Raw genomic sequence first — 24,550 nt, 5'->3', positions numbered from 1 at the left:
CCCGCCCGCGGCCTTCACCTGCCCTTCGAACTAGCGCATGCGAGGTGAAGGACCCGCATGTCCGACTGCCACTGCTACTTGACGACGCCCATGACCGCGAGGTCGAGACGGCCCATGGACTCCTGGTAGAAGACGTTGGTCAGCCGCGGGTTGCGGTAGACGAGCGCCTTGTCGAAGTTGATCGGGAGATAGAGAGCCTTCTCCATGATCGCCTTGTTGATCTGGGTGTAGAACGGCGCGGCGGCATCGGGCGACGCTGCGGAGGCGGCCTGGTCGAAGAGACCGTTGACCGTCTTGTCGTTCAGCATCGTGTAGTTGTTGTTGCCGTTCTTCAGGATGAAGGAGCCGTCAACCAGCGGCTGCAGGAAGCCCGCACCCGAGTTGTAGTCGGCGCCCCAGCCCATCACGACGATGCCGTAGCCCTTCTTCTTCACGTTGTCGGGAGCACCGATCACGGAAGCAGAGTTCTTGCCGTCGTACTGGTCGATGGAGGCGTCGATGCCGACGGCCTTCAGCGAAGCCTGCAGCGACTCGGCGGTGGCGATCTCGGGCTTGCGGTTGTTGCGGACCGCGATGGTGGTCTTGAAGCCGTTCGGCTTGCCACAGGCCTTCAGGGCCGCCTTGGCCTTGTCGACCTGCGGCTTGCCCTGGGTCAGGCCCCACGGGTCGTAGGACTTGTCCGAGCCCGGGATGCCCGGGGGCAGCATGTTGGCGCCGAGGTCACCGCTGGTCGGGCCGCCACGGGCGGTCTGCAGCGACTTCGGGTCGGCGGCGTAGATGACCGCCTTGCGGCACTCGATGTTGTCGAACGGCGCGACCGTCTGCGGGAACGCGAAGTACCGGATGTAGCCGGTGAACGGGTCGTCGGCGTTGGCCTTGTACTTCGGCGACTGCAGGATCTTGATCTTGGCGGCCTGCTGGACACCGGTGCCGTCGACCGCGTAGTCGACGTCGCCCGAGAGCAGACGCGCGTCCATGTCGTCCGGGTTCGAGGTCACGGTGAAGGTGACCTTGTCCGGCAGACCCTTGCGGATCGGGTCGGTCTTCGAGTCCCAGTTGGTGTTCCGGACGAAGACCGTCTCCTTGCCCGGCTTGAAGGACTGGACCTTGTACGGGCCGGTCGCGACCGGGTGGTTCGTGTACTTCGCGCCGTCGTCCTTGGCCGCCGGAACCGGCGAGGAGTCGGCCATGGCCATCAGGTACGAGAAGTCCGAGTTCGGCTTCGCCAGGTTGAAGACGATCGTCTGGTCGTCCGGCGTCTGGACCGACTTCAGACCCAGCTTGTTGGGGTCCTTGTCCTTGTAGGGGCCGGGGTACTTCTGGCCCTGGTCGAGGAGGTCGATCAGGTAGGTCGGACCGCCGGAGAGGACGTCCTGCGCGAAGACGCGCTCGATGCCGTACTTGATGTCCTTCGAGGTGATCGGCGTGCCGTCCTCGAACTTGACACCGGCCTTCAGCTTGAAGGTGTACGTCTTGCCGCCGTTGCTCAGCGTAGGCAGCGACTCGGCGAGGTCGGGGACCAGCTTGGTGCCGGCCTCACCGGGCTTCGAGTCGTACGCGAGCAGCTGGCGGATGTACAGCCGCTGCATGTTCCAGACGAAGCCGTAGTAGGCACGGGCCGGGTCGAGGAAGTCGACGTCCTGAGGGGACATCAGCTTCAGCGTGCCGCCCTTCTTGTCGGACGCGTTGATGACCTTGCCCTTGGTGGCCGCGTCGTAACCGGCACTCTTGGTCGAGGAGGACTTGTTTTCGCCGCCCCCTCCGCCACAAGCGGTTGCGGTCAGCGCCACCGCGGCCGCGAGGGCCGTGAGCGCAACTGCCTTCCGTGAGCGATTCACTGTCGTGCAACCTCCGTGATGTGGTGTGGCCCGTGGGTACGCAGTCCGCGCCCGACGGTCGATCGAGTGCCAACCGGCTCGCGCCGGAGACCTTGTGGGGTCGGCTCAGCTGCCCTTCGGGTCGAGGGCGTCACGCAGCCCGTCGCCGAAGAGGTTGAATGCCAGAACGGTGATGAAGATCGCGAGTCCGGGGACCACCATGTATGTCGGGTCCGCCTGGTAGGTGTTGATCGCGTCGGAGAGCATCTTGCCCCACGAGGCGGTCGGCGGCTTCACACCCGCACCCAGGAAGCTGAGCGCGGCCTCGCTGAGGATGTTGGTCGGAATGATCAGCGTCGAGTAGACGAGGATCGGCGCCACCAGGTTGGGCAGCAGCTCCTTGAAGAGGATGTAGCCACGGCCGGCGCCCAGGCTGCGTGCCGCCTCGACGTACTCCCGCTCGCGCAGGGACATCGTCTGCCCCCGGACGATACGGCCGATATAGGGCCAGCCGAAGAAGCCGATCACCACGATCAGCACGCCCATCCTGACGCCCGTACCGGTGAGCCCCCAGAGGGAGTCGGGCACGACGGAGACGAGGGCGATGGTGAACAGCAGCTGCGGGAAGGCGAGCAGCAGGTCCATCAGCCGGCTGATGAGTGCGTCGACCCAGCCGCCGAAGAAGCCGGCCACCGAGCCGAGGACGCTGCCGATGACCACGGAGACCACCGCGGCGAGGAAGGCCACCAGGAGCGAGATGCGCGCGCCGTAGACGATACGGCTGAACACATCGCGGCCGTTGGTGGGTTCGACGCCCAGCAGGTAGTCCGAGTTCATCCCGCCGAAGGAGCCCTTGGGGATGCCGAGGTCCGGGTCGAGCAGATCCTCGTGGAAGTCGTTCGGTGGGTGGCCGAGGAAACTCACGATCAGCGGTGCGAACACCGCGATCAGGATCAGCAGGAGCACGACCACACCACCCGCGAGCGCCACTTTGTCGCGCTTCAGCCGTGTCCAGGCAATGCGTCCTGGCGAACGGCCTTCGATGTCCTTGGCCGGGACATCGGCCGTGACATCGACGGTCGCGGTCTCGGCCGCGCTGTCGTGCAGTGGTGCCGTCATCGTTGTGGGGACCCCTCTCGGCTCGACCGACTGCGGTCGATCCGTGCCCGCCGCTGTAGCGGCTTGTTCACATCACAGGTGCACGTCGCACGATTGGTGCGGGTGGTGCGGAAGAAGCAGGTAGTGCGGGTGGAGCAGAACAACCGGTCCAACCGGAAGCCGCAGGTCGCACAGGGGACCAGCGCTTCTCGTTCCGGGGAGTCTTCATCGCATCCCGGAACACCCGCCAGCCCTGACGGGGAATGGATGCGCAACCGTGATGTGGCCTACCGGCTTCCGTTATCCGGACGCCGCGATCGCCCCAGCGGACCAAGTCCGCACTCTTCGCCCAGATCGGACAGGTGCCCCAACGGGGCTCATCCTGGCGTTAATTGGCAGGCGCGCGGACGAGTCAGCCGTGGGCCGGGGGGTAGCCGTAACCAGAGGCAGGAGCGGGCGCGAGGTGCGCCTCGCGGTCGTAGAACGGGCGCGCGTTGGCACGGAGCCACATCGCGACCGGGTCGTACTCGTCGGACATCGCGACGGTGGAGACGGGCAGCCCGTCCGGGACCGCGCCGATCGACTGCTGCATCATCGCGCGCACCGCGTCCACCGAGGTCTGGCTCGTGTCGTAGAGATCGAGACCGATGGCGAGGTACGGCACCCCGAGCGCGGGCTGCACCCAGGCGCGGCGCAGGGACCGGATCGCCGGGGTGTGATGAGCGTTCTGCGAGAGCAGGGCGTAGAACTGCGGGATCTCGATGGCCGGCTCGGTGAGCCGGAGCGGCCCTGCGGGCATCCGGTCGAGGCCGGTGGCGATACGGCGCAGGTCCAGCCACGGGATGCCGACGCCGCCGCCGGGGGCATGCGGGTTGAGCCAGATGCCCCAGCGGTCCGGGAAGAGGGCGCGGGCGATGTCGAGTCCGGTGACCACCTCATGGGCCCGGTTCCAGCCGCTGGCCGAGAGTTCCTGGGCGGAGGTCACACAGGGCGCGTAGCCCAGCCCGTCGATCTCCATGTTCCCGTACTGGGCGTCGGGCGAGCCCGCCCGGCCGTGCCAGAGCAGCATCCAGATCCGGTCGCCGGCGAGCGCTCGGAGCAGTGCCTCGTACGCGTCGTAGCGCCCGGGCGTCACTTGGCGCAGCATGTGCTCGACCTGCCCGGCCGACGCGGTGCCTGACGCACTCACCCTGGGTCCCGCCCCTCTTCGATCCACTGTGCCGGCCTGCCGCTCCCGGGGCACGCGGGTGCGGCTCGGCGGCCGAAGCACTAGCCATCAAACCAGCTTATGCGGCGCCCCTGACACCGACTTGACACCACAGGCTGACGGTGTCACGCCCGCACTCCCCGGAGTCGGGGATTCCGCGTTCTAGTAACCCTCGCGCTGATAGAACGGCCGGAGCCTGGCCCGCATCCAGTCGGCGACCGGGTCCTGCGCCACATCGAGCAGGACCAGATTGACCGGCCAGGGCGCCTCGACGCGGCCCAGCGCGCGGCCCAGGGCGTCCATCGGGGCGTTGCGCCCCGCGCCGTCCCACGTGGAGAACTCGACGCCTATGAAGAGAACGGGATCGCCACCCTCGACGCTGGCCAGGGTCCGGCGGGCGGTGCGCACGACGCCGCTCTCCTCGAATTCCCCGGCCGCGGCCGCGAGGAAGTCGACGGGCTCCTCCTGCCAGTCCGGCTCGTACAGCCGGACCCGGCCGCCGGTGGCCGGCCCGTCCAGCGAGGTGCGCCCGGCGCGGCAGAGCTCGGCGACGGCGGGCGGCGGCAGCGGCATGCCGACGGCGCCGCCCGGGTTGACCGCGATGCCGAGCTGCGGGGGCAGCCCGCGGGCGAATTCGACGGCGGGCGCCACGGTGAAGGACATATGAGTGCCGACGCACTGCAGGAACTGCTGTTCGGAGCTGAAGACGGGAACGTACGGAGCGCCCTCGATCTCCACCGTCGGCAGATCGAGTGACGGGGCATCGGGGCCTCCGCCGTTGGGAAGCGGCACCCAGAGGTGGCTGCGACTGAGCACTTCGACGAGCCTGCCGCCCGCCTCCGGGCTGCCCAGCGAGGCGACCAGCACCTCTTCGAGCTCATTGGCCGGCCATCCGCTCTGCGGCTGGTTCTGGACCGGTGCCGGAATGTCCACTGCGCTGCTTCCCCTTCTCACCCTCATGCGTTGCCGCAGAACAGTAACTCCGGCGCGCCCCTCCGCGCTGACGGACGACCGGGAGCCAACGGCCGTCCCGTCCCTCAGGCGTCGGCGAACGTGATCCGTGCCAGCATCCCGGCCGCCTCCCGGTCCAGCAGCGCTGCCGAGGAGCAGCCGGGAGGCAGGATGCCCGCCTCGGTGTCCCGCAGCAGCCGGCCGACGGCCCTGCGGTGCCGGGCGAAGGCGTATCCGGAGACTCCGCGCCCACGCCCGCGCTGGCCCTCCCTGGCCTCCCGGGGGGTCACGTCGAGCAGCACGAGATGCAGCGTGCGTCCGCGGCGCCGTGCGTGCCGGGCCAGCCAGCCCCGTACCCATGTCTGGGTTCCGCAGTCGTGGACGACAACGGACTCACCGGAACTCAGCGCCCGCCACAGCCCCCAGTAGTGGGCGACGCGGACCAGCGGGCGGTAGAGGACGTACGGGAGTAAGCGGGGCACCCGCTGCGCCCAGCGGTCCCGGGTGTCCTGGGAGTCGATGGCCCGCACGGCCACCGCCCGCCGGATCAGTGTCGACTTGCCGCCTCCGGGCAGCCCGGAGACCACCACCACATCGCCTGTCGCGAAATGCAGCTCGCGCGGGCTGCGCCCGGCGCGCTCGCGCAGGTCCCGCACGACGGGCGCGTGCGTGCCCAGCAATTCCCGGGCGGGTGCGCCCGGCTGCGCGGGCATCGCGCCGTGCGCGACCTCCGCGGTCGTCGCGTACCGCTGCAACGTCATCGCCCTCCCCTGTCGGGTCACCCACGTCTGCCCAAGAAGTGTAAAGAAAAGGTAATGCGAGACAACCGTCCCACTACTCGTTTCGCGCATGGGGTACCGACGCCCCACTCTTCCGCAATGCGTGCGATGATGACCCGGCCAACTGCATAAAGGCCGCTTGAATCCGCGCGGGAGAGTTCCGGCCACACTGTGTGCCGGGCGCCGAAGGAGCAAGATCCTCCCTTGAATCTCTCAGGCCCCGTACCGCGTGGACGAGGCAGATCTGAAAAGCGAGTCGCCCCGCGGCTCCACCCAAGGTGCAAGCCGGACCCCCCGGGGGTCTCTCGGCGAACCTCTCAGGTTCCGATGACAGATGGGGAGGGATCGTCCTCGTCGTCATGCCCTGGGAGCCACACCTATGAGCAACGCCCCCCGTCTCACCGCCCTCGACGCCCTGCACCGCTCGCTGGGCGCGACCATGACCGACTTCGCCGGCTGGGACATGCCGCTGCGGTACGCCAGTGAGCGCGACGAGCACAACGCGGTGCGCACGAAGGCGGGTCTCTTCGACCTGTCGCACATGGGTGAGATCACCGTCACCGGTCCGCAGGCCGCGGCGTTCCTGAACTTCGCGCTGGTCGGCAACATCGGCACCGTCGCCGTCGGCCGCGCCCGCTACACGATGATCTGCGCCGAGGACGGCGGCATCCTCGACGACTTGATCGTCTACCGGCTGGGAGAGGCCGCGGCCCCCGAATATCTGGTCGTCGCCAACGCGGGGAACGCCCAGATCGTGCTGGACGCGCTGACCGCCCGCGCCGACGGGTTCGACGCCGAGGTGCGCGACGACCGCGACGCGTACGCGCTGCTCGCCGTCCAGGGCCCCGAGTCCCCCGCCATCCTGGCCTCGGTCACCGACGCCGACCTGGACGGTCTGAAGTACTACGCGGGTCTGCCCGGCACTGTCGCCGGTGTGCCCGCGCTGATCGCCCGTACCGGTTACACCGGCGAGGACGGCTTCGAGCTGTTCGTCGCCCCCGAGCACGCCGAGCAGCTCTGGCAGGCCCTCACGGCGGCGGGCGCCTCCCGTGGCCTGATCCCGTGCGGTCTGTCCTGCCGCGACACGCTGCGCCTGGAGGCGGGTATGCCGCTGTACGGGCACGAGCTGACCACCGACCTGACCCCGTTCGACGCCGGTCTCGGCCGGGTCGTGAAGTTCGAGAAGGAGGGCGACTTCGTCGGCCGCAAGGCCCTGGAGGCCGCCGCCGAGCGCGCCGAGACCGCCCCGCCGCGCAAGCTCGTCGGTCTGATCGCCGAGGGCCGCCGGGTGCCGCGCGCCGGCTACCCCGTTGTCGCCGAGGGCCAGGTCATCGGCGAGGTCACCTCCGGCGCCCCGTCGCCGACGCTCGGCAAGCCGATCGCCATCGCGTACGTGGACGCCGCGCACGCCGCGCCCGGGACCACGGGCGTCGGAGTGGACATCCGGGGCAGCCACGAACCGTACGAGGTCGTTGCCCTGCCGTTCTACAAGCGCCAGAAGTGACGCAGTCGCGTCTCACACCGTAAGACCACCGTTCATCAGCACTCCCCCGTGTACAGGAGAATTCAGGTCATGAGCAACCCCCAGCAGCTGCGTTACAGCAAGGAGCACGAGTGGCTGTCGGCCCTCGAGGACGGTGTGGCCACGGTCGGCATCACCGAGTTCGCGGCCAACGCGCTCGGCGACGTCGTCTACGCCCAGCTCCCGGAGGTCGGTGACACGGTGACCGCGGGCGAGACCTGCGGCGAGCTGGAGTCGACCAAGTCCGTCAGCGACCTGTACTCGCCGGTGACCGGCGAGGTCACCGCCTCCAACCAGGACGTCGTGGACGACCCGTCGCTGGTGAACTCCGCTCCCTTCGAGGGCGGCTGGCTGTTCAAGGTACGCGTCGCGGAGGAGCCGAAGGACCTGCTCTCCGCCGACGAGTACACCGAGTTCTCCGGCAACTAAAGACTCCAAGGGACCACCTGATGTCGCTTCTCAACTCCTCCCTCCACGAGCTGGACCCGGACGTCGCCGCCGCCGTCGACGCCGAGCTCCACCGTCAGCAGTCCACCCTCGAAATGATCGCCTCGGAGAACTTCGCTCCGGTCGCGGTCATGGAGGCCCAGGGCTCCGTCCTCACCAACAAGTACGCCGAGGGCTACCCGGGCCGCCGCTACTACGGCGGCTGCGAGCACGTCGACGTGGTCGAGCAGATCGCCATCGACCGGATCAAGGCGCTGTTCGGCGCCGAGGCCGCCAACGTCCAGCCGCACTCGGGCGCGCAGGCCAACGCCGCCGCGATGTTCGCGCTGCTGAAGCCGGGCGACACGATCATGGGTCTGAACCTGGCCCACGGCGGTCACCTGACCCACGGCATGAAGATCAACTTCTCGGGCAAGCTCTACAACGTGGTCCCGTACCACGTCGACGACACCGGCGTCGTGGACATGGCCGAGGTCGAGCGCCTGGCCAAGGAGTCCAAGCCGAAGCTGATCGTCGCCGGCTGGTCCGCGTACCCCCGTCAGCTGGACTTCGCCGCCTTCCGCCGCATCGCGGACGAGGTCGGCGCGTACCTGATGGTCGACATGGCGCACTTCGCGGGCCTGGTGGCCGCGGGTCTGCACCCGAACCCGGTGCCGCACGCCCACGTCGTCACGACCACCACGCACAAGACCCTCGGCGGTCCGCGTGGTGGCGTCATCCTGTCGACGCAGGAGCTCGCCAAAAAGATCAACTCTGCCGTCTTCCCCGGTCAGCAGGGTGGTCCGCTGGAGCACGTGATCGCGGCCAAGGCGGTCTCGTTCAAGATCGCGGCGACCGACGAGTTCAAGGAGCGCCAGCAGCGCACCCTGGACGGCGCCCGCATCCTCGCCGAGCGTCTGGTCCAGCCGGACGTCACCGAGGCCGGCGTCTCCGTCCTCTCCGGCGGTACGGACGTGCACCTGGTCCTCGTCGACCTGCGCAACTCGGAGCTGGACGGCCAGCAGGCCGAGGACCGGCTCCACGAGCTCGGCATCACGGTCAACCGGAACGCCATCCCGAACGACCCGCGGCCGCCGATGGTCACCTCGGGTCTGCGGATCGGTACGCCGGCCCTGGCCACCCGCGGCTTCCAGGCCGAGGACTTCACCGAGGTCGCCGAGATCATCGCGTCGGCGCTCAAGCCGTCCTACGACGCCGACGACCTCAAGGCCCGCGTGATCGCGCTGGCCGAGAAGTTCCCGCTGTACCCCGGCCTGAAGTAGTCCGGGTCACTTTTCGTACGTTTGGGGCGGGGCACCACGCACACTGGACAGTGAGCGCGGTGCCCCAACCCCTGTTCCGCTGCTCTTCGGGCCGACCGGGTCCGTACCGCACCACCCGGCAGACAACGGCGTCTACCAACCCCTTAGGAGTCACACCGTGGCCATCTCGGTCTTCGACCTGTTCTCGATCGGCATCGGCCCGTCCAGCTCCCATACGGTCGGCCCGATGCGCGCGTCCCGTATGTTCGCGCGCCGCCTGAAGAACGAGGGCCTGCTCGCCCACACCGCTTCCATACGCGCCGAGCTGTTCGGCTCGCTCGGCGCCACCGGCCACGGCCACGGCACGCCCAAGGCCGTCCTGCTCGGTCTGGAGGGCGAGTCCCCCCGTACCGTCGACGTGGAATCCGCCGACGACCGGGTGGCCGCGATCCGCTCCTCGGGCCGGCTCAACCTGCTGGGCATGCACGAGATCGACTTCGACGCCGACGAGCAGCTGGTCCTGCACCGCCGCAAGGCGCTCCCGTACCACGCCAACGGCATGACGATCTTCGCGTTCGACCGCGACGGCGCCCCGCTGCTGGAGAAGACCTACTACTCCGTCGGCGGCGGCTTCGTCGTCGACACGGACGCCCTCGGCGGGGACGGTGCGGGCGAGGACCGGATCGTCCTCGACGACACCGTCCTGAAGCACCCCTTCCGCACCGGTGACGAACTGCTGCGGCTCTCCCGCGACACCGGCCTGTCGATCTCCTCCCTCATGCTGGAGAACGAGCGGGCCTGGCGGACGGAGGAGGAGATCCGCTCCGGTCTGCTGGACATCTGGCGGGTCATGCAGGCGTGCGTAGCGCGCGGCATGGCACGCGAGGGCATCCTCCCCGGCGGCCTGAAGGTCCGCCGCCGCGCCGCGAACACCGCACGCCAGCTGCGCGCCGAGGGCGACCCGCAGGCCCACGCGATGGAGTGGATCACCCTCTACGCGATGGCGGTCAACGAGGAGAACGCCGCGGGCGGCCGCGTCGTCACCGCCCCGACCAACGGCGCGGCCGGCATCATCCCGGCCGTGCTGCACTACTACATGAACTTCGCCGCGGGCGGCGCCACCGAGGCCGAGAAGGACGACAGCGTCGTCCGCTTCCTCCTCGCGGCCGGGGCCATCGGCATGCTGTTCAAGGAGAACGCCTCGATCTCCGGCGCCGAGGTCGGCTGCCAGGGCGAGGTCGGCTCCGCCTGCTCGATGGCCGCGGGAGCGCTCGCCGAGGTCCTCGGCGGCTCCGCCGAACAGGTCGAGAACGCCGCCGAGATCGGCATGGAGCACAACCTGGGCCTGACCTGCGACCCGGTCGGCGGTCTCGTCCAGATCCCCTGCATCGAGCGCAACGGCATGGCGGCGGTCAAGGCGGTCACCGCGGCGAAGATGGCGCTGCGCGGCGACGGCAACCACAAGGTCTCCCTCGACAAGGTCATCAAGACCATGAAGGAGACGGGCGCGGACATGAGCGTGAAGTACAAGGAGACCGCACGCGGCGGGCTCGCGGTGAACATCATCGAGTGCTGAGCGCATAGGCCCTGATCAGCGCCTTCGTATCATTCGGCACTGATCAGGGCCTTCCCTGCTTGCGCGGCGGAAAGTCCCCGGAATGTCCCTGGGACAGGCGTGAAGGTCCCCGGGATGTCCCCGAGGCACTTCGCTGATCGCGGCTGGGTACGGGCCGGCTTCAGGACCGACCCGGCGCTCTTGAGGCCGTCTCAGGCTGTGGGTGCAGTCGGTACAGGCCAGGTGGCGAGACCTACGCATGACGAGACCGTGAGCGTTCGTGCTGCGTGGTGCCTGGTCGTGCTGCTGAGTGACGTTTTTCCCCTAGAGGTTGTAGCCGCCCGATACCTCGATGTTTTGGGCAGTGACCCAACGGCTCTCGTCGGAGACCAGTGTGGCGATCATCGCGCCGATGTCTTCGGGTTCGCCGACCCGGCCGAGCGCTGTTCTCGCGGCGAGGGCTGGTACTACCTCGGGGAAGCGGGCGAAGGCGTCGTCGGCGATCCGGGTGCGGGTCGACCCCGGTGAGACGGCGTTGACGCGGATGCCTCGCGTGCTGAATTCCTTGGCCATGTACCGGGTCAGCACGTTCAGGCCGCCCTTCATCGACGCGTAGGCCGAATAGCCGGGCTCCAGGCCGGCTGTTGCCACGGAGTTGCTGCTCGTGTTGACGATCGCTCCTCCGTCTGCCATCAGGGGCAGCAGCTTCTGCGTCAGGAAGTAGGGTCCCTTGAGCAGGACTCGCATGAGCCTGTCGAACGTCTCCTCGGTGGTGTCCTCGATCAACGATGTCTGCGCGAAACCGGCGTTGTTGATCAGGTAGTCGAAGGTGTCGCGTTGCCAGGTGTCGCGCAGCACGTCGGCCACAGTGTCGCGGAAGGCCGCGAAGGTGCCGGTCTCGCCGACGTCCAGCGGCAGTGCGACGGCCGTGCCGCCCTCCTTCTCGATGGCGGCGGCTGTCTCCATCCCTCCTTGCGGATTGTTGCCGTAGGTCAGGATGATTCCGGTTCCGCGTTTGGCGATCTCGATCGCGGCGCTCTGTCCGATGCCGGAGCTGGCGCCCGTGACGATGGCGACGTTCATGGTGATCCTCCTGGGTGCGGTTGACGTGTGTGGGGTGGGCTGCCCGCGTTATGCGCCGGAGCCTTGAGGCAGGACTCGGGCGAGCCAGTCGGTGCGGGTTCGGCGGGCTGTGGCCGAGATGTGTGCCTGCGGGTACAGGGCGTCGAATCCGTGGAAGCCGCCTGCCCAGACGTGGAGTTCGGCCTGGCCGCCGGCCGCCCAGATGCGGGTGGCGTAGTCGGTGTCCTCGTCGCGGAAGACTTCGGCGGAGCCGGTGTCGATGTAGGTGGTCGGCAGGCCCGAGAGGTCGTCGGCCAGGGCGGGTGAGACGTATGCGGGTACCTCGTCGTCGGTGAGGTCGCCGAGGACGCAGCGCCATCCGAACTCGTTCATCTCGCGGCTCCAGACGCCGGGCTCGTTCGAGTACTGGCGGCTGGAGGTGGTGATGTCGCGATGGTCGAGCATGGGGCAGATCAGCATCTGCGCGGCGATCGCCGGGGTGCCGAGGTCGCGGGCCAGCAGGGTGACGCCGGCGGCGAGGCCGCCGCCCGCGCTGGCGCCTGCGACGACGATCCGGGCGGGGTCGATGCCCAGTTCGGCGGCGTGGTCGGCGATCCAGAGCAGTCCCTGGTGGCAGTCGTCGACCAGGGCGGTGCCGGTGGCCTCGGGTGCGAGCCGGTAGTCGACGGAGACCACGACGGCGCCGAACTCGTCGAGCCACTCCAGCGGGATGTCGATCTGCGAGAAGCGGTCGCCCATGACCATCCCGCCGCCATGCATCCAGTAGACGCAGGGTGCGCCGGTGGTGCGATCGGTGTGCGCGGGGCTGAAGACCGACAAGGGGATCGGGGTGCCGTCCGGACTCGGAACGGTGACCTCGCGTCGGTCGATCGCGCGACCTTCGAGGAGGGGTTCGACGGGCATCGACGAGAAGGGGCGTATCTGCGCCAGCACTTCCGGACTGAGCTGGGACATCAGCGGCATGTCGGCCAAGAGCTCATGCAGTTCGGGGTCGAGGGCGGGTCGTGCTGCGGTCATGGTCGTTGCCCTACTTTCTTGTCGTGGGTTCGAACTGGTCACTCGTAAGATCAGCGGGACCCAGGGGCTCTGGGTATGGCTGTCATGGTGTCGCCGTGAGATGGCTGGAAAGGCTTGGCCGCCCGGAGCCCCGCGACGACTCGACCGCCAATTGGGAGATGCGACTCGATCGCTGTGTAGGGCAACGTCGGCGAGGTCGTCTGCTGGGCAGTGAACGCGCGACGAGCTGGCGGAGGTGGCCGTGCCCCAGATATGGGCCGGAGTGGACATCGGCAAGGAACATCACCACTGCGTGGTGATCAACGCGGACGGCGAACGGCTGTTGTCCCGCCGGGTCTTGAACGACGAGACGGCCCTGCTCAAACTGATCGGGGACGTCCTGGCCCTCGATACCGACGTGCTGTGGGCGGTGGACCTCAACCACGGTGGAGCCGCCCTGCTGATCGGGTTGCTGCTGAGTCACGACCAGTCGATGGTCTACATCACCGGTCTGACCGTGCACCGTGCTTCGGCCTCGTACCGGGGCGAAGGCAAGACGGACGCCAAGGACGCCTTCGTCATCGCCGACCAGGCTCGTATGCGCCGCGACCTGGGTCAACTGCGGCCCGGCGACGAGATCGCCGTGGACCTGCGCACCCTCACCGGCCGCCGCACCGACCTGATGTGCGACCGCACTCGCCAGATCAACCGGCTGCGGGCCCAACTGCTGGAGATCTTCCCGGCGTTGGAGCGCGAACTGGAGCTGACGAACAAGGGCCCAGTCGTGCTGCTGACGGGCTACCAGACCCCGGCGGCGATCCGCCGCAGCGGTGTCAAGCGTGTCGAGACATGGCTGCGCAACCGCAAGGTCCGCGGTGCCGCGGACCTTGCCAGGACGGCGGTGGAGGCCGCTGAAGCCCAGCACACGGCCCTGCCCGGCGAGAAGCTGGCCGCCGCCATGGTGGTCCGCCTCGCGAAGGGGGTGATGGCCCTCGATGAGGAGATCGCCGAGATCGACGCCCTGATCGAGGGCCGGTTTCGCGAGCACCCGCACGCGGAAGTGATCCTCAGCCTGCCCGGCATGGGCAAGCCTTTCGTGGGTGGTGGCGGACGGTCGGGCGAGGAGGGGGCCGCCTCGGCAGGCGCCGAGACGGCAGCGGCTGGGGTGTGGGGTGTTCGGCTGGTCAGAAGGCGGCCTTGCCGCGGACCGGGACGTAGTCGGTGTACTCGGAGTCCTTGGCCAGCAGCGGGTCGATCTGCGCCACGATGGCCCGGGCGGTCTCGCCGGCGAAGATGCGGTGGTGGTCCTCCTCGCTGGTCCAGCCTTCGGTGATGTGGACGACGTCGGGGTCGGACGCGGAGCGGGAGACGAGGTAGACGATGCAGTGTTCGCTCGCGCCGGGGCTGCCCTCGTTCAGTCCGGTCAGCAGCAGGTCGATGAGCTGGTCGCCCATTCCGGGCTTGGCGGTCAGGGTGGCGTTGAAGCCGTAGTTGGCGATCATGGCTGCCTTTTTCTTCGGTGATGGAGTGCGGTGATTCCATTCAACCGGCGTGACCTGCGGAAACGTTAGACCGATGCTCGCTCGTACTTGCACGATCCTCGCGAATACGGGAACTGTGGCGCGGAATGGTGCTGCAATGGACACATGTACCTGGAAGAACTCCGCACCCTGCTGGCCCGCCATGCGCGGCCGGACTGGACCACCGCCGTCGACGGCGTCCTCATCTCGAAGGTCGACCGCCCTGATCCGCCGGCGCCCTCGATGTCCGGCACGGTCCTGGCGGTCATCGCCCAGGGCGCCAAACGCCTCGCCCTGGGTGAGAGGGTGTTCGAGTACGGGCCCGGGCAGTACCTGGTCGCATCCGTCGATCTGCCCGTCACGGGACAGTTCACCCAGGCCGAACCCAAGCAGCCGGCGCTGGGGTTCGGCCTCATCCTCGAACCGTCCGCCGTTGCCGAGCTGCTGCTTGAGGCCGGGCCCGGAGACACCCCCCGCAGCAGCGGGGGCGCGCCGTCGGGGATCGCCGTCAGTGACGCTCCGGCCGCGCTGCTGGACGCGGTGGTCCGGCTGCTGCGCCTGCTCGACGAGCCCCGCGACCGGGCCGTGCTGGCCCCGCTGGTCAAACGCGAGATCCTGTGGCGTCTGATCACCGGCGAGCAAGGTGCGACGGTTCGCCAGCTCGGCCTGGCCGACAGCAGCCTCAGCCACGTCTCGCGTGCCGTGCGCTGGATCCGCGAGCACTACGCGCAGCCCTTCCGGGTCGAGGACGTGGCGCGGCTTTCCGGCATGGGCGTCTCCGCCTTCTACCGCAACTTCCAGGCGGTGACCGCGATGAGCCCCATCCAGTTCCAGAAGCAGATCCGGCTGCAGGAGGCCCGGCTGCTGCTCGCCACCCACCCCGGCGACGTCACCGGAGTCGGCCACCGCGTCGGCTACGACAACCCGTCACAGTTCAGCCGGGAATACCGCCGCCAGTTCGGCGCACCCCCGAGCCGGGACGCCGCCCGTCTGCGTCGGACCGTGCATACTCCGGCAGGCGTCCTTCCCTGAGCCGGGCGGGCCACGCAGGAGGATCGTGCAAGGATCAGGAAGGATAGTTCTACTATCTCCGCAGGTCACAGCGGTTCAATGGGATCACCGGTTCTCCCGCGGAGCAGGAAAATGCCTGCCCGCCCCTGAATCCCACCACACCGCAAGGAACACAACATGAGTGGAACAGTGCTTTTCGCCCGCGAGTTTCTGCGCAGCCCGCTCCGGACGGCCTCCTTGATCCCGAGTTCCGCCCGCCTCGTCGAGCGGCTCGTCGCCACCGTGCCGGAGCGGGGCGAGCCCGTGGTGGTGGAGCTCGGTCCGGGCACCGGACCTGCCACGGAGGCGATCCAGCGCAAGCTGGCAGGCCGTGGCCGTCACATCGCGGTCGAGCTGAACGAGACACTCGCCACGCATCTGGTTCAGCGGTTCCCCCGCACCGAGATAGTCACCGGCTCCGCCTGGGATCTCCCCAACATCCTCGCTGACCGGGGCGTGTACACAGCGGACGTGGTGGTGAGCAGCCTGCCCTGGTCGGCGTTCGCCGGCCCGCACGGCCACACTCTCGTACCGAAGATCGCCTCGGTTCTGTCCGAGAGCGGCGTGTACACGCAATTCGCCTACACCTTCGCCCGCTGGGCACCTCCGAGCCGTCACCGGCACGCGCAGCTGCGTCAGTCGTTCGAAGAAGTGGTCGCGGGCAGGACGGTGTACCGCAACCTGCCTCCCGCCCTGGTGTATTCCGCCCGCAGGCCGCGCGTTCCGGCCGGTCAGCCCCTTTCGCCGGCTGTTCGTGCGATGAATCTGATGGCGTCCTGACTGGGTGGCGCGCCGAACAGGCGCCGGTACTCCCGGCTGAACTGGGACGGGCTGTCGTATCCCACAAGGTTTCCGATGTGGGCGATGTCTTTTGGATGTGCCGCCAGGAGAAGGCGGGCCTCATGGAGTCTGATCTTCTTCTGGAACTGAATGGGACTCATTCCGGTGACGGCCTGAAAATTCCGGTAGAAGGCGGACGTGCTCATCCCGATCAGCTCCGCCACCTCGTCCACCCGGAACGGCTCTCGGTAATTCTCCCTAATCCACTGCACAGCTTTCGCGACATGGGAGAGCTTGCTGTCGGCGAGACCGATCTGGCGAACCGCCGCGCCCTGCTCGCTGGTGATCAGGCGCCACAGGATCTCTCTTTTGACGAGGGGGGCGAGCATGTCCCTGTCCCGCGGCCGGTCGAGCAGGCGCAGTAGTCGCACGGCGGCGTCGAGGAGCTCCTCGGAGGCGTCGCTGACGGCGAGGGCAGGGGGTGCGGCGCCGTTCTGCGGAAAGCCGCCGGGAGCGGCCTGCATCATCATTTCGGCGACGTCCGCAGGCTGCACGAGCAGACCGAGACCAAGCGCCGGACGCTGAGGGGTGGCCTCGACAAAGTGGCCGGTGACGGGCAGGTCGACGGATGCGACCAAATACTGCCCGGCACGGTACTCGTACACGTACTCGCCCAGCGCGAGACGTTTGGCGCCCTGGGCGATCAGTGCCATGACCGTGCCGGTCATGGACGCATGGGGTGCCTGCGACTCCTCGCGGCCGATCAGCACGTGCTCGATGGCGGTCGTTCCGTCAGCTCGGGCGTGACGCGCCAGCAGGGTCCGGAGTTCGTCGAGCAGCATGTGCCGATTGAAACACCACGGGCGAGAAACGGTCCAGCAATTCTTTCCCGGCCATGCGAGGTCGCGAAGAGGATCGTGCAAGGCTTCGCCACTTTTAGGCAAAGCAAATCCCCAGGCGGGCTGATTGAATGTCTGGAGTCTTTGGAGCTGTGTTGTCCGGGGGTTCGCTGCATTGAGGAAGGACAAGCGATATGACGGGCGAAACCCGTAGTGAGACACTTCTTCGCGTCAACGGTCGCACGTACCGTCTGACCGTTGACCATCGCAGGACACTGCTCGACGCGCTCCGCGAGGGCACAGGCCATACAGGGCCGAAAAAGGGCTGCGACCGCGGGCAGTGCGGCGCCTGCACGGTGTTGCTGGATGGCCGGCGTGTGGTGTCCTGCCTGACGCTGGCGGTCGCCGCCGACGGCTCGGACGTCACGACGGTCGAGGGCCTGGCACAGGACGGTGAACTGCGCCCCCTGCAGCAGGCGTTCGTACAGCTCGACGGGTTCCAGTGCGGGTACTGCACACCCGGCCAGCTCTGCTCCGCGGTCGGGATGCTGGCCGAGCACGCGGCGGGCTGGCCCAGCGCAGTCACCGCCGACGTCTTCCCCGAGGGACCGGCACCGGAGTTGGACACCGAGGAGGTACGCGAGCGCCTGAGCGGCAACCTGTGCCGCTGCGGCGCGTACCCGTCGATCGTGCGCGCCGTGCTGGAGACGGCGTCCCGCGAAGAGGTGGCGCGATGAAGGAGTTCAGCTACCAGCGGCCCAGCCGTGTCCGTGAGGCCCTCGCCCTGGTCGACGGCGACGACGGCGCCCGGTTCCTCGGCGGCGGTACCAATCTCGTCGACCTGATGAAAGACGGCATCGAGACACCCACCCGGCTGGTGGACGTGAGCCGGCTGCCGCTGGACGGCGTCCGCGAGGCATCCGACGGCGGACTCGTCATCGGCGCGACGACAACCAACAGCGACCTGGCGGCCCATCCCGAGGTGCGCCGCCGGTATCCGGCGCTCAGCCAGGCCGTGCTGGCGGGCGCGTCAGGGCAACTGCGCAACATGGCCACGGTGGGCGGCAACCTGCTGCAGCGGACCCGGTGCGGCTACTTCGCGGACCTCTCGCAGCCGTGCAACAAGCGCAACCCGGGCAGCGGCTGTTCCGCGATCACCGGAGAGCACCACAACCACGCGATCCTCGGCTGGTCCGACCACTGCGTGGCCACTCATCCCTCGGACATGACCGTGGCCCTGGCCACGTTCGACGCGGTCGTGCACTACGAGACCCTGGACGGGACACACGAGGTCCCGCTGTCCGCCTTCTACCTGCCGGTCGGCGAGAGTCCCCAGCGGGAAACCGTACTCCCCGCGGGTGCCCTGATCACCGCGGTCACCCTGCCGGCCTCCGCGGCAAGCCCGCGATCGCGCTACCGCAAGGTCCGCGAGCGCGCGTCCTACGCCTTCGCCAACGTGTCCGTCGCAGCCGCGCTGGACGTCCACGAGGGCATCGTCCAAGGCGCCCGGATCACGCTCGGCGGCCTCGCCTCCGGGCCCTGGCGCGCCCACCTCGCCGAGTCCGCCCTACGGGACGCCCCCGCCACCGCCGACCGGTTCGGCGTCGCTGCGGATGCGGAACTGTCCGCCGCCCGGCCGCTGCGCGACAACGCGTACAAGGTCACGCTCGCCCGCAACCTCATCAAGGCGGTCCTGACCGAGCTCGCCGACCGGTCCGAATGACGAACCGGTCCCCTCACGCGTCCTGAAGGAGATCACCACATGACCGCCTCCTCGACCAGTCCGCCCCCGGCACCGGCCCCACACCCGGGCTCCGCCGGCACCCCCGCCCCACCGGCCGGCACGAGGAAACCGCCCCTGGGAGCCGTTGGCACGGCGCGGCCCCGTATAGAGGGTCCGGCCAAGGTCACCGGCTCGGTGCGCTACGCCGCGGACGAGCCGACGGGCGACCTGGCCCACGGCTGGGTCGTCACCTCCACGGTGACCCGCGGACGCATCCGCGACATCGACACCTCCGCCGCGCTGGCCATACCCGGCGTGCTGGGTGTGATCGACCACCGCAACGCGCCCCGGCTGAACCTGGATGCAGGATCGTTCTTCGGGCCCGACGGCGGCATGCACCTGCTGCAGAGCGATGAAATCCCTCACTCCGGCCGGCCGATTGCGCTGGTAGTGGCAGAGACAGCGGAGCAGGCCCGGTCGGCGGCCACGGCGCTGCGGGTGACGTATGACGAGGAACCGTACGACGTCAACTTCTCACTTGAGCACCCGGCCGCCCGGCCGGCGACGTCGTTCTTCGGAGAGGACGCCACCGTCGGTGACGTGGACATAGAGCTGGCTGCGAGCGCGGTGGTCGTCGACGAGCACTACGTCACCCCCGAGGCGCACGGCGCCGCCATGGAGCCGCACTCCGCGACCGCCTGGTGGGAAGGCGAGCGCCTGCAGGTCGTCGACTCCAACCAGGGGCCCTTCCTGGTCGCCATGACGGTGGCCACGCTGTTCCACCTCGACCCCAAGCAGGTGCGCGTCCGGTCTCCGCACGTCGGTGGCGGCTTCGGGTCCAAATCAGGAGGATGCGGCCCCCAGTTGGTCCTGGCGGTGATGGCCACGACGGTGTTCGACCGTCCCGTACGCGTCACCCTGACCCGCAGTCAGGTGTTCCAGACGGTCTCGATGCGTCCGGCGACCGACCAGCGAGTGCGGATCGGGGCCGATGCCGACGGCCGACTACGCGCCATCGACCACACAGCGGCCTTCGAGGTCTCGAAGCTCGCGGATTACCTCGAGAACTGCACCGAGCTCTCCAACACGCTCTATGCGGCACGGGCGATCCGTACACGGCGCACCGCGGTCCCGGTCGACATCCTGCCGCCGTACTCAGTGCGCGGGCCCGGCGCGACACCCGGTTCGTTCGCGCTTGAATCCGCCATGGACGAGGTGGCGGAACGGTTGGACATGGACCCCCTTGAGCTTCGGCTGCGCAACGAGCCTTCCGTTGGCCCCGTGTCCGGCCTGCCGTTCAGCCGCCGCAATCTCGTCGCGTGTCTGAGGGAGGGCGCTCGCCGGTTTGGCTGGGCCACACGCGACCGCCACCCGCGGACACGGAGCGAGGGGCACCTGCTCGTCGGCACCGGGATGGCGGCCACGTCCTTCGGCGCCGGGGCGCTGCCCTCGACGGCATCGATCACTGCCGAGACCGACGGGACCTTCACCGTCGCCATCGGCGCCAGCGACATCGGCACGGGCGCACGCACCGCCTTGACCGCAGTCGCGGCCGAGGCACTGCGCGTACATCCCGAACGGATACGGCTGCTGATCGCGGACAGCGACCTCGGCCCCGCGTGGGGCGCCGGCGGATCCCGGGGGACGGCCTCCTGGTCCTGGGCGATCACCGAGGCCGCGGCGAAACTGCGCTCCCAGCTGGGTGGCGCCACACCGCCACTGACCGTCTCATTCGACACCACAGAATCGCTCGGTGAGCTGCCCCTCATGGAACGGCACTCCTACAGCGCCGTGTTCAGCGAAGTGACCGTCGACCCGGCGACCGGCGAGGTGCGTGTGCGGCGCCTCCTGGGAATGTACGCCGTGGGCCGCGTGATCAACCCGCTGCTCGCACGCAGCCAGATCGTCGGTGGCATGATCATGGGGCTGTCGATGGCCCTGCACGAAGAAGGCGTCCGTGATCCGGCCACCGGCCGTCATGTCAACGCCGACTTCGCCGGCTACCACATCGCCGCGCACGCCGACGTACCCGACATCGAAGCCGACTTCGTACCCGACTACGAACCCGGCGACCCATCGGGCATCAAAGGCGTCGGCGAAATCGGCACCGTCGGCACCGCCGCCGCGATCGCGAACGCCGTCTGGCACGCCACCGGACTCCGTCAACGAACACTCCCGATCCGACTGGACCGCGTACTCGAAGAACACCCACTGAAGTGACGCCACAACAGCGCCGATTGAAGCGCATCGATCCTTATGCCAGGTAGAGGAGCAATCGTGCTGGGCGAGGTCTGGCCATTCGTCGACGCGCACCACCGTTCCGGCCAGCCCGTCGTTCTGGCCCGCCTGGTGGGCCGCGATGGCCCAGGCTCAAGACCACTGGGCGCCACCATGGCCGTGGCCGCTGACGGCACATGGCGAGGCTCGCTGTCCGGCGGATGCGTCGAAGGAACCATCCTCGACGCAGCCCGCCGCGTGCTTGACGGCGCCGGGCCACACCTGACATCTGTGATGCCCGGGGAACACCTCCTGCCCTGGGAGGAGACACCTGCATGCACAGACGAGCTGCGCGTGCTGATAACCTCCGCGCCGGCCGATCCGGTCCATTCCGCGATCACCGCGGCGCTGGCCGATGACCTTTCGATAGCAGTCCGGGTCGGCCTGCAGCCGCCCTACACATGGACTGTTGCCACCAGTACCGGCCAACTGCAAGGCGCCGGCCCCGGCTTCATAGAGGAACTACCACGACGCCGGCGGCTCGTGCTCGTCGGCGCCACGGACCTCGCCGCGGCCGTGGCGGCCATGGCTGAGCCGTTGCACCGCAGAGTCGTCGTCCTCGACCCCCGGCCCGGACACGCCACATCCGGAGCCTTCCCATCCACCTCCACCGTCGTCCGTGCCTGGCCCGACGAATGGATCAGTCGACACCCCCTCGACGCCCACGACGCCGTCGTGATCCTGAGCCACGACCCACGCATCGACGACCCCGCCATCCGCGCCGCACTCGTCGGCAACGTCGGTCACATCGCCGTGCTGGGCAGCCGAGCCACCCACGCCCAACGCCTACGACGCCTGGCCGCCACGGCGGGGATCGATCGGCTTTCCGGCCCCGCCGGTCTTGACCTCGGAGGAATCTCACCCGCCGAAACAGCCCTGTCCATCCTCGCCGAACTCGTCGCCGTGGAGAACGGCCGCAGCGGGCGCCGGCTCCGCGACGGTGATCTGCCGATTCACGTGAGCACGACACCCGCCCATGCCCCCAGGGTGGAGCAGCCACCCAGCACTGTCATGCCCCTACCCTGGATCACCGTGGGAAGGAAACGCCCTCGCTGATCGGCCGACCCAGGCGTCGGGAGGATCGTCCACGGTCCTCCAGCCGTACGACAGGGATTGGCACAGATGACAAGTGAAGAATGGGTTGCCGTCAAGCGGAGGTTCCCCTGCGGGTCCACGGTGCACGGCACCGTGGACGAGGTCGCTCCCTTCGGAATCTTCATTTCGGTCGAGGGTGTGCACCTGAGTTGTGCTTTCGCGGATGTGGCGGGAATGCGCCACGGCGGTGCCGATGGCTCTACGGTGATCCGGCCCGAGTTGGGTGAGGCGGTCACCGGCGTCGTAGTCGAGCACACAGACCACAACCATCAGCTCAAGCTCCACCTGAGATGACCTGATCCGGTCGGGCGCTTTACCGCTCGCCGCGGACACGTGTGGTCGAGGTGGGCGTCGGAGTCCCGGCGCGGCGGCCCGGGTTGCGGGCAGCGACGGCATCGCTCGCCTCAGCGCCGGGTGAGATCCATGTGCCAGTTGGTGACCCAGATGCCGCCGTCGTCCACGGAGAACGCCTGCTCCCAGTGGGCCGAATCCGCTGTGATGCCGGACCAGATGAAGCGGACGCGTACGGGCTTGCCCTCGTGCGTGTCGTCACCGTAGAACTCGCCCCGGCCGTCCACGAAGCCGCCGACCACCGGTGGAAAGAGCCGGCCCGTGCGGCGGTCGGCCCAGTGGAGCGCCCAGAGCTGTGTCTCCCGGTCGAAGAGACGCAGGGTGAGACCCGCGAAGCCCTTCGTCGGGAACTCGATCTCGTCGAAGTTGGCACCACCGTCGAAGTGCCGTGTGCCATGGCTGACGGCCGGGAATTCTTCCCACTCGCTCGCCTCGTCCAGGAAGTCGGTCCGCCGGCGGTTGGCGACGTCCCAGTCGCCCACCAGGAAGTCGAAGTCCGTCGGTACGGAGGTGGCGGTGCGGGTGGAGATGGTCATGAGCGGGGCCTTCCGTGTCCGGGGTGTGCCGACACCAGGAAACTAGGCGCACTTCACTGACATCCTGTGTCAGTGAAGTCCAGCCGCCTGCTCGCGATCCTCCTCCTGCTCCAGACCAGGGGCCGGGTCACCGCCGACGAGCTCGCGCGGGAGTTCGAGGTCTCCGTACGGACCGTGTACCGGGACATCGAGGCTCTCCACGCCGCAGGTGTCCCGCTCTACGGCGACGCCGGGCATCACGGCGGCTACCGGCTCCTCGGCGGGTACCGCACGAAGCTCACCGGGCTGACCGAGCACGAGGCGCAGAGCCTGTTCCTCGGCGGGATGCCCGGGCCGGCCGCCGCGCTGGGTCTTGGGTCCGCGCTCGCCTCCTCCCAGCTCAAGCTGCGTGCCGCGCTGCCGCCCGACCTGCGCGCCGAGGCCGACCGGATGCGGGCCCGATTCCATCTGGACGCGCCCGGCTGGTACGCGGAGGTGGACGACCTGCGCCATCTTCCCGAGGTCGCGGAGGCCGTGTGGACCGGGCGGAGGCTGATGGTCCGCTACCGGCGGTGGAAGGCCCCGACCGAGGTCGACCGCACGCTGGACCCGTACGGGCTGGTACTCAAGGCCGGGCGCTGGTATCTGGTCGCGGGGCCCGGCCCGCGCACCTTCCGGGTCGACCAGATCCTGGAACTGCGCGTCTCGGACGACACATTCGAGATACCGGACGGGTTCGATCTGTCCGAGCACTGGTGCCTGGCGCAGGAGGACTTCCACACCCGGCTGCACCAGGGCGAGGCAGTCGTGCGGGTGGCTCCCGGCGCTTCCTCCCGGTTCACCGGGGCCGCCGCGCGGGCCTTTGCCGAGACAGCAGTGCCCGAGCGGGACGGCTGGTCGCGGGCGGTGCTGCCCACGGAGTCCCTCGAGCACGCGATCGGGGTGTTTCTCGCTCTGGGCCCGGACGTCGAGGTGCTGGAGCCGCCCCAGCTGCGGGACGGGCTGTACGAAGCGGCCCGCACCCTGGCCGACGTGTACCGGCCCCGGAGTTCCTGAGGAGCCGAGGACCGCCCTCGCAGGGTCCTGCGCATGGGGCATTCTGGGCAGAAGGTCGACCCCTTCCGTGGCGAGAGGCCGGACGAGGCGCCGCTACGTTCCCTCCCATGCCCTCACCTCCTGTTTCCCTCCCGGTGCTTCCCTACCGCAGGCCGACGCGCCGGCGGGACTACTGGGGTGCTGGACGACGTGCTGCCGGACCCGGAGGCTGTACGGGAGCGCCGCCTGGACCGGGACAACTGGCGGAGGACTGCCCGGCGAAGCCGGAGAGCTGGCCGGGGCTGCGCGCCATGCCCGCGGCTTCCCTCGGCCGCGCTCCAGAGGTTGAGCGGTCGTTGGTCCGACGGCCCCCGGCCGGGCAGGGCCGGGGGTCCTCCCGGCGATCAGCCCTTGTTCTGGGCAGCCCAGAACTCGTCGAAGGTGAGGAGACCGTCACCGTTCGCGTCGTGGGAGTTGATGACGGCCTGGGCCACCGGCTCGGTGACGTAGGGGTCACCCAGCTGAGCCATCACGCTCTTGTACTCGGCGGCCGATATCAGACCGTCGCCGTTCAGGTCGTACCGCTCGAACGCCTTGCGTGCCGACTCGATGTCCGCCACTTTTCTGCCCCTTCGTAATGCCCAACTGACGGGGGTCAGATTAACGGGC

The 24,550-nt window shown here is 68.8% G+C and carries 23 protein-coding genes, 2 pseudogenes and 1 riboswitch; of the genes and pseudogenes, 14 read left to right on the top strand and 11 right to left on the bottom strand.

Annotation, left to right across the window (positions count from 1 at the left end; translation table 11 throughout):
* Positions 1-74 precede the first annotated feature (74 nt).
* The 5 genes from AB0I23_RS01855 to AB0I23_RS01835 form a co-directional block, all read right to left on the bottom strand.
* Entirely contained in the window at positions 75-1,838 is a 1,764-nt protein-coding gene (locus tag AB0I23_RS01855) for an ABC transporter substrate-binding protein (protein ID WP_359105932.1), read from the bottom strand.
* Between the two features lie 105 nt (positions 1,839-1,943).
* A complete protein-coding gene (locus tag AB0I23_RS01850; protein ID WP_359105930.1) occupies positions 1,944-2,936 on the bottom strand; it encodes an ABC transporter permease in 993 nt (330 codons plus the stop codon).
* A 391-nt stretch (positions 2,937-3,327) separates the two neighbouring features.
* A complete protein-coding gene (locus tag AB0I23_RS01845; RefSeq protein ID WP_359105929.1) occupies positions 3,328-4,104 on the bottom strand; it encodes an enhanced serine sensitivity protein SseB C-terminal domain-containing protein in 777 nt (258 codons plus the stop codon).
* A 180-nt stretch (positions 4,105-4,284) separates the two neighbouring features.
* The gene (locus AB0I23_RS01840) at positions 4,285-5,055 is read right to left on the bottom strand and encodes an enhanced serine sensitivity protein SseB (protein ID WP_359105927.1); all 771 of its coding nucleotides are present in this window, start codon (positions 5,053-5,055) and stop codon (positions 4,285-4,287) included.
* Positions 5,056-5,159: 104 nt separating this feature from the next.
* The gene (locus AB0I23_RS01835; protein WP_359105925.1) at positions 5,160-5,834 is read right to left on the bottom strand and encodes an AAA family ATPase; all 675 of its coding nucleotides are present in this window, start codon (positions 5,832-5,834) and stop codon (positions 5,160-5,162) included.
* A 158-nt stretch (positions 5,835-5,992) separates the two neighbouring features.
* Positions 5,993-6,090: riboswitch (glycine riboswitch) on the top strand.
* A 141-nt stretch (positions 6,091-6,231) separates the two neighbouring features.
* On the opposite strand from AB0I23_RS01835, the gene gcvT reads away from it, so the two are divergent.
* From gcvT to AB0I23_RS01815, 4 genes are all read left to right on the top strand, one after another.
* Positions 6,232-7,356, top strand: coding sequence for a glycine cleavage system aminomethyltransferase GcvT (gene gcvT / locus AB0I23_RS01830; RefSeq protein WP_359105923.1), 1,125 nt, complete (start codon positions 6,232-6,234; stop codon positions 7,354-7,356).
* A 69-nt stretch (positions 7,357-7,425) separates the two neighbouring features.
* On the top strand, positions 7,426-7,803 hold the full coding sequence (gcvH, locus tag AB0I23_RS01825; protein WP_037690095.1) for a glycine cleavage system protein GcvH: 378 nt from the start codon (positions 7,426-7,428) through the stop codon (positions 7,801-7,803).
* 20 nt (positions 7,804-7,823) lie between these two features.
* A complete protein-coding gene (gene glyA, locus AB0I23_RS01820; RefSeq protein ID WP_359105921.1) occupies positions 7,824-9,083 on the top strand; it encodes a serine hydroxymethyltransferase in 1,260 nt (419 codons plus the stop codon).
* Positions 9,084-9,240: 157 nt separating this feature from the next.
* Positions 9,241-10,638 carry an L-serine ammonia-lyase gene (locus AB0I23_RS01815; protein WP_359105919.1) on the top strand — a complete coding sequence of 466 codons (1,398 nt, stop codon included), beginning with the start codon at positions 9,241-9,243 and terminating at the stop codon, positions 10,636-10,638.
* A gap of 303 nt (positions 10,639-10,941) precedes the next feature.
* On the opposite strand, the gene AB0I23_RS01810 is transcribed toward AB0I23_RS01815, so the two are convergent.
* Entirely contained in the window at positions 10,942-11,700 is a 759-nt protein-coding gene (locus tag AB0I23_RS01810) for an SDR family NAD(P)-dependent oxidoreductase (protein WP_359105917.1), read from the bottom strand.
* A 48-nt stretch (positions 11,701-11,748) separates the two neighbouring features.
* Positions 11,749-12,717 (bottom strand): alpha/beta hydrolase, encoded by a 969-nt coding sequence (locus AB0I23_RS01805; protein WP_359105915.1) that lies wholly within the window; start codon positions 12,715-12,717, stop codon positions 11,749-11,751.
* A gap of 241 nt (positions 12,718-12,958) precedes the next feature.
* Between AB0I23_RS01805 and AB0I23_RS01800 the strand changes: the two are divergent.
* Positions 12,959-13,861, top strand: a pseudogene (locus AB0I23_RS01800) (IS110 family transposase); the annotation flags it as partial.
* Between the two features lie 19 nt (positions 13,862-13,880).
* Here the strand turns inward: AB0I23_RS01800 and AB0I23_RS01795 are convergent.
* Entirely contained in the window at positions 13,881-14,198 is a 318-nt protein-coding gene (locus AB0I23_RS01795; protein WP_359105913.1) for a putative quinol monooxygenase, read from the bottom strand.
* A gap of 144 nt (positions 14,199-14,342) precedes the next feature.
* On the opposite strand from AB0I23_RS01795, the gene AB0I23_RS01790 reads away from it, so the two are divergent.
* Entirely contained in the window at positions 14,343-15,248 is a 906-nt protein-coding gene (locus AB0I23_RS01790) for an AraC family transcriptional regulator (protein ID WP_359105911.1), read from the top strand.
* 156 nt (positions 15,249-15,404) lie between these two features.
* On the top strand, positions 15,405-16,046 hold the full coding sequence (locus AB0I23_RS01785; RefSeq protein WP_359105909.1) for a class I SAM-dependent methyltransferase: 642 nt from the start codon (positions 15,405-15,407) through the stop codon (positions 16,044-16,046).
* Here the strand turns inward: AB0I23_RS01785 and AB0I23_RS01780 are convergent.
* Entirely contained in the window at positions 15,998-16,888 is an 891-nt protein-coding gene (locus AB0I23_RS01780) for an AraC family transcriptional regulator (RefSeq protein WP_359106237.1), read from the bottom strand. The genes AB0I23_RS01785 and AB0I23_RS01780 overlap by 49 nt on opposite strands.
* Before the next feature lie 191 nt (positions 16,889-17,079).
* Here AB0I23_RS01780 and AB0I23_RS01775 point away from each other — a divergent pair, with 191 nt between their 5' ends.
* From AB0I23_RS01775 to AB0I23_RS01750, 6 genes and pseudogenes are all read left to right on the top strand, one after another.
* Positions 17,080-17,622 carry a (2Fe-2S)-binding protein gene (locus AB0I23_RS01775; RefSeq protein ID WP_359105907.1) on the top strand — a complete coding sequence of 181 codons (543 nt, stop codon included), beginning with the start codon at positions 17,080-17,082 and terminating at the stop codon, positions 17,620-17,622.
* Positions 17,619-18,608 (top strand): FAD binding domain-containing protein, encoded by a 990-nt coding sequence (locus AB0I23_RS01770; protein ID WP_359105905.1) that lies wholly within the window; start codon positions 17,619-17,621, stop codon positions 18,606-18,608. Before AB0I23_RS01775 ends, AB0I23_RS01770 begins: the two co-directional genes overlap by 4 nt.
* Before the next feature lie 39 nt (positions 18,609-18,647).
* Positions 18,648-20,828, top strand: coding sequence for a xanthine dehydrogenase family protein molybdopterin-binding subunit (locus AB0I23_RS01765; protein ID WP_359105903.1), 2,181 nt, complete (start codon positions 18,648-18,650; stop codon positions 20,826-20,828).
* A gap of 36 nt (positions 20,829-20,864) precedes the next feature.
* Positions 20,865-21,098, top strand: a pseudogene (locus tag AB0I23_RS01760) (XdhC family protein); the annotation flags it as partial.
* Between the two features lie 81 nt (positions 21,099-21,179).
* Complete coding sequence (locus AB0I23_RS01755; RefSeq protein ID WP_359106235.1) at positions 21,180-21,941, top strand: XdhC family protein; 762 nt, start codon at positions 21,180-21,182, stop codon at positions 21,939-21,941.
* A 132-nt stretch (positions 21,942-22,073) separates the two neighbouring features.
* On the top strand, positions 22,074-22,274 hold the full coding sequence (locus AB0I23_RS01750; protein WP_359105901.1) for a hypothetical protein: 201 nt from the start codon (positions 22,074-22,076) through the stop codon (positions 22,272-22,274).
* A 110-nt stretch (positions 22,275-22,384) separates the two neighbouring features.
* On the opposite strand, the gene AB0I23_RS01745 is transcribed toward AB0I23_RS01750, so the two are convergent.
* Entirely contained in the window at positions 22,385-22,867 is a 483-nt protein-coding gene (locus tag AB0I23_RS01745; RefSeq protein ID WP_359105899.1) for a hypothetical protein, read from the bottom strand.
* A 72-nt stretch (positions 22,868-22,939) separates the two neighbouring features.
* Here AB0I23_RS01745 and AB0I23_RS01740 point away from each other — a divergent pair, with 72 nt between their 5' ends.
* The gene (locus tag AB0I23_RS01740; protein WP_359105897.1) at positions 22,940-23,902 is read left to right on the top strand and encodes a helix-turn-helix transcriptional regulator; all 963 of its coding nucleotides are present in this window, start codon (positions 22,940-22,942) and stop codon (positions 23,900-23,902) included.
* 383 nt (positions 23,903-24,285) lie between these two features.
* Here AB0I23_RS01740 and AB0I23_RS01735 read toward each other — a convergent pair whose 3' ends face one another.
* Complete coding sequence (locus AB0I23_RS01735; RefSeq protein WP_018102550.1) at positions 24,286-24,501, bottom strand: EF-hand domain-containing protein; 216 nt, start codon at positions 24,499-24,501, stop codon at positions 24,286-24,288.
* Positions 24,502-24,550 lie beyond the last annotated feature (49 nt).

This window comes from Streptomyces atratus, from assembly GCF_040655115.1.
Taxonomy (GTDB): domain Bacteria; phylum Actinomycetota; class Actinomycetes; order Streptomycetales; family Streptomycetaceae; genus Streptomyces; species Streptomyces atratus_D.
This window is presented reverse-complemented; position numbering and strand designations above follow the sequence as displayed.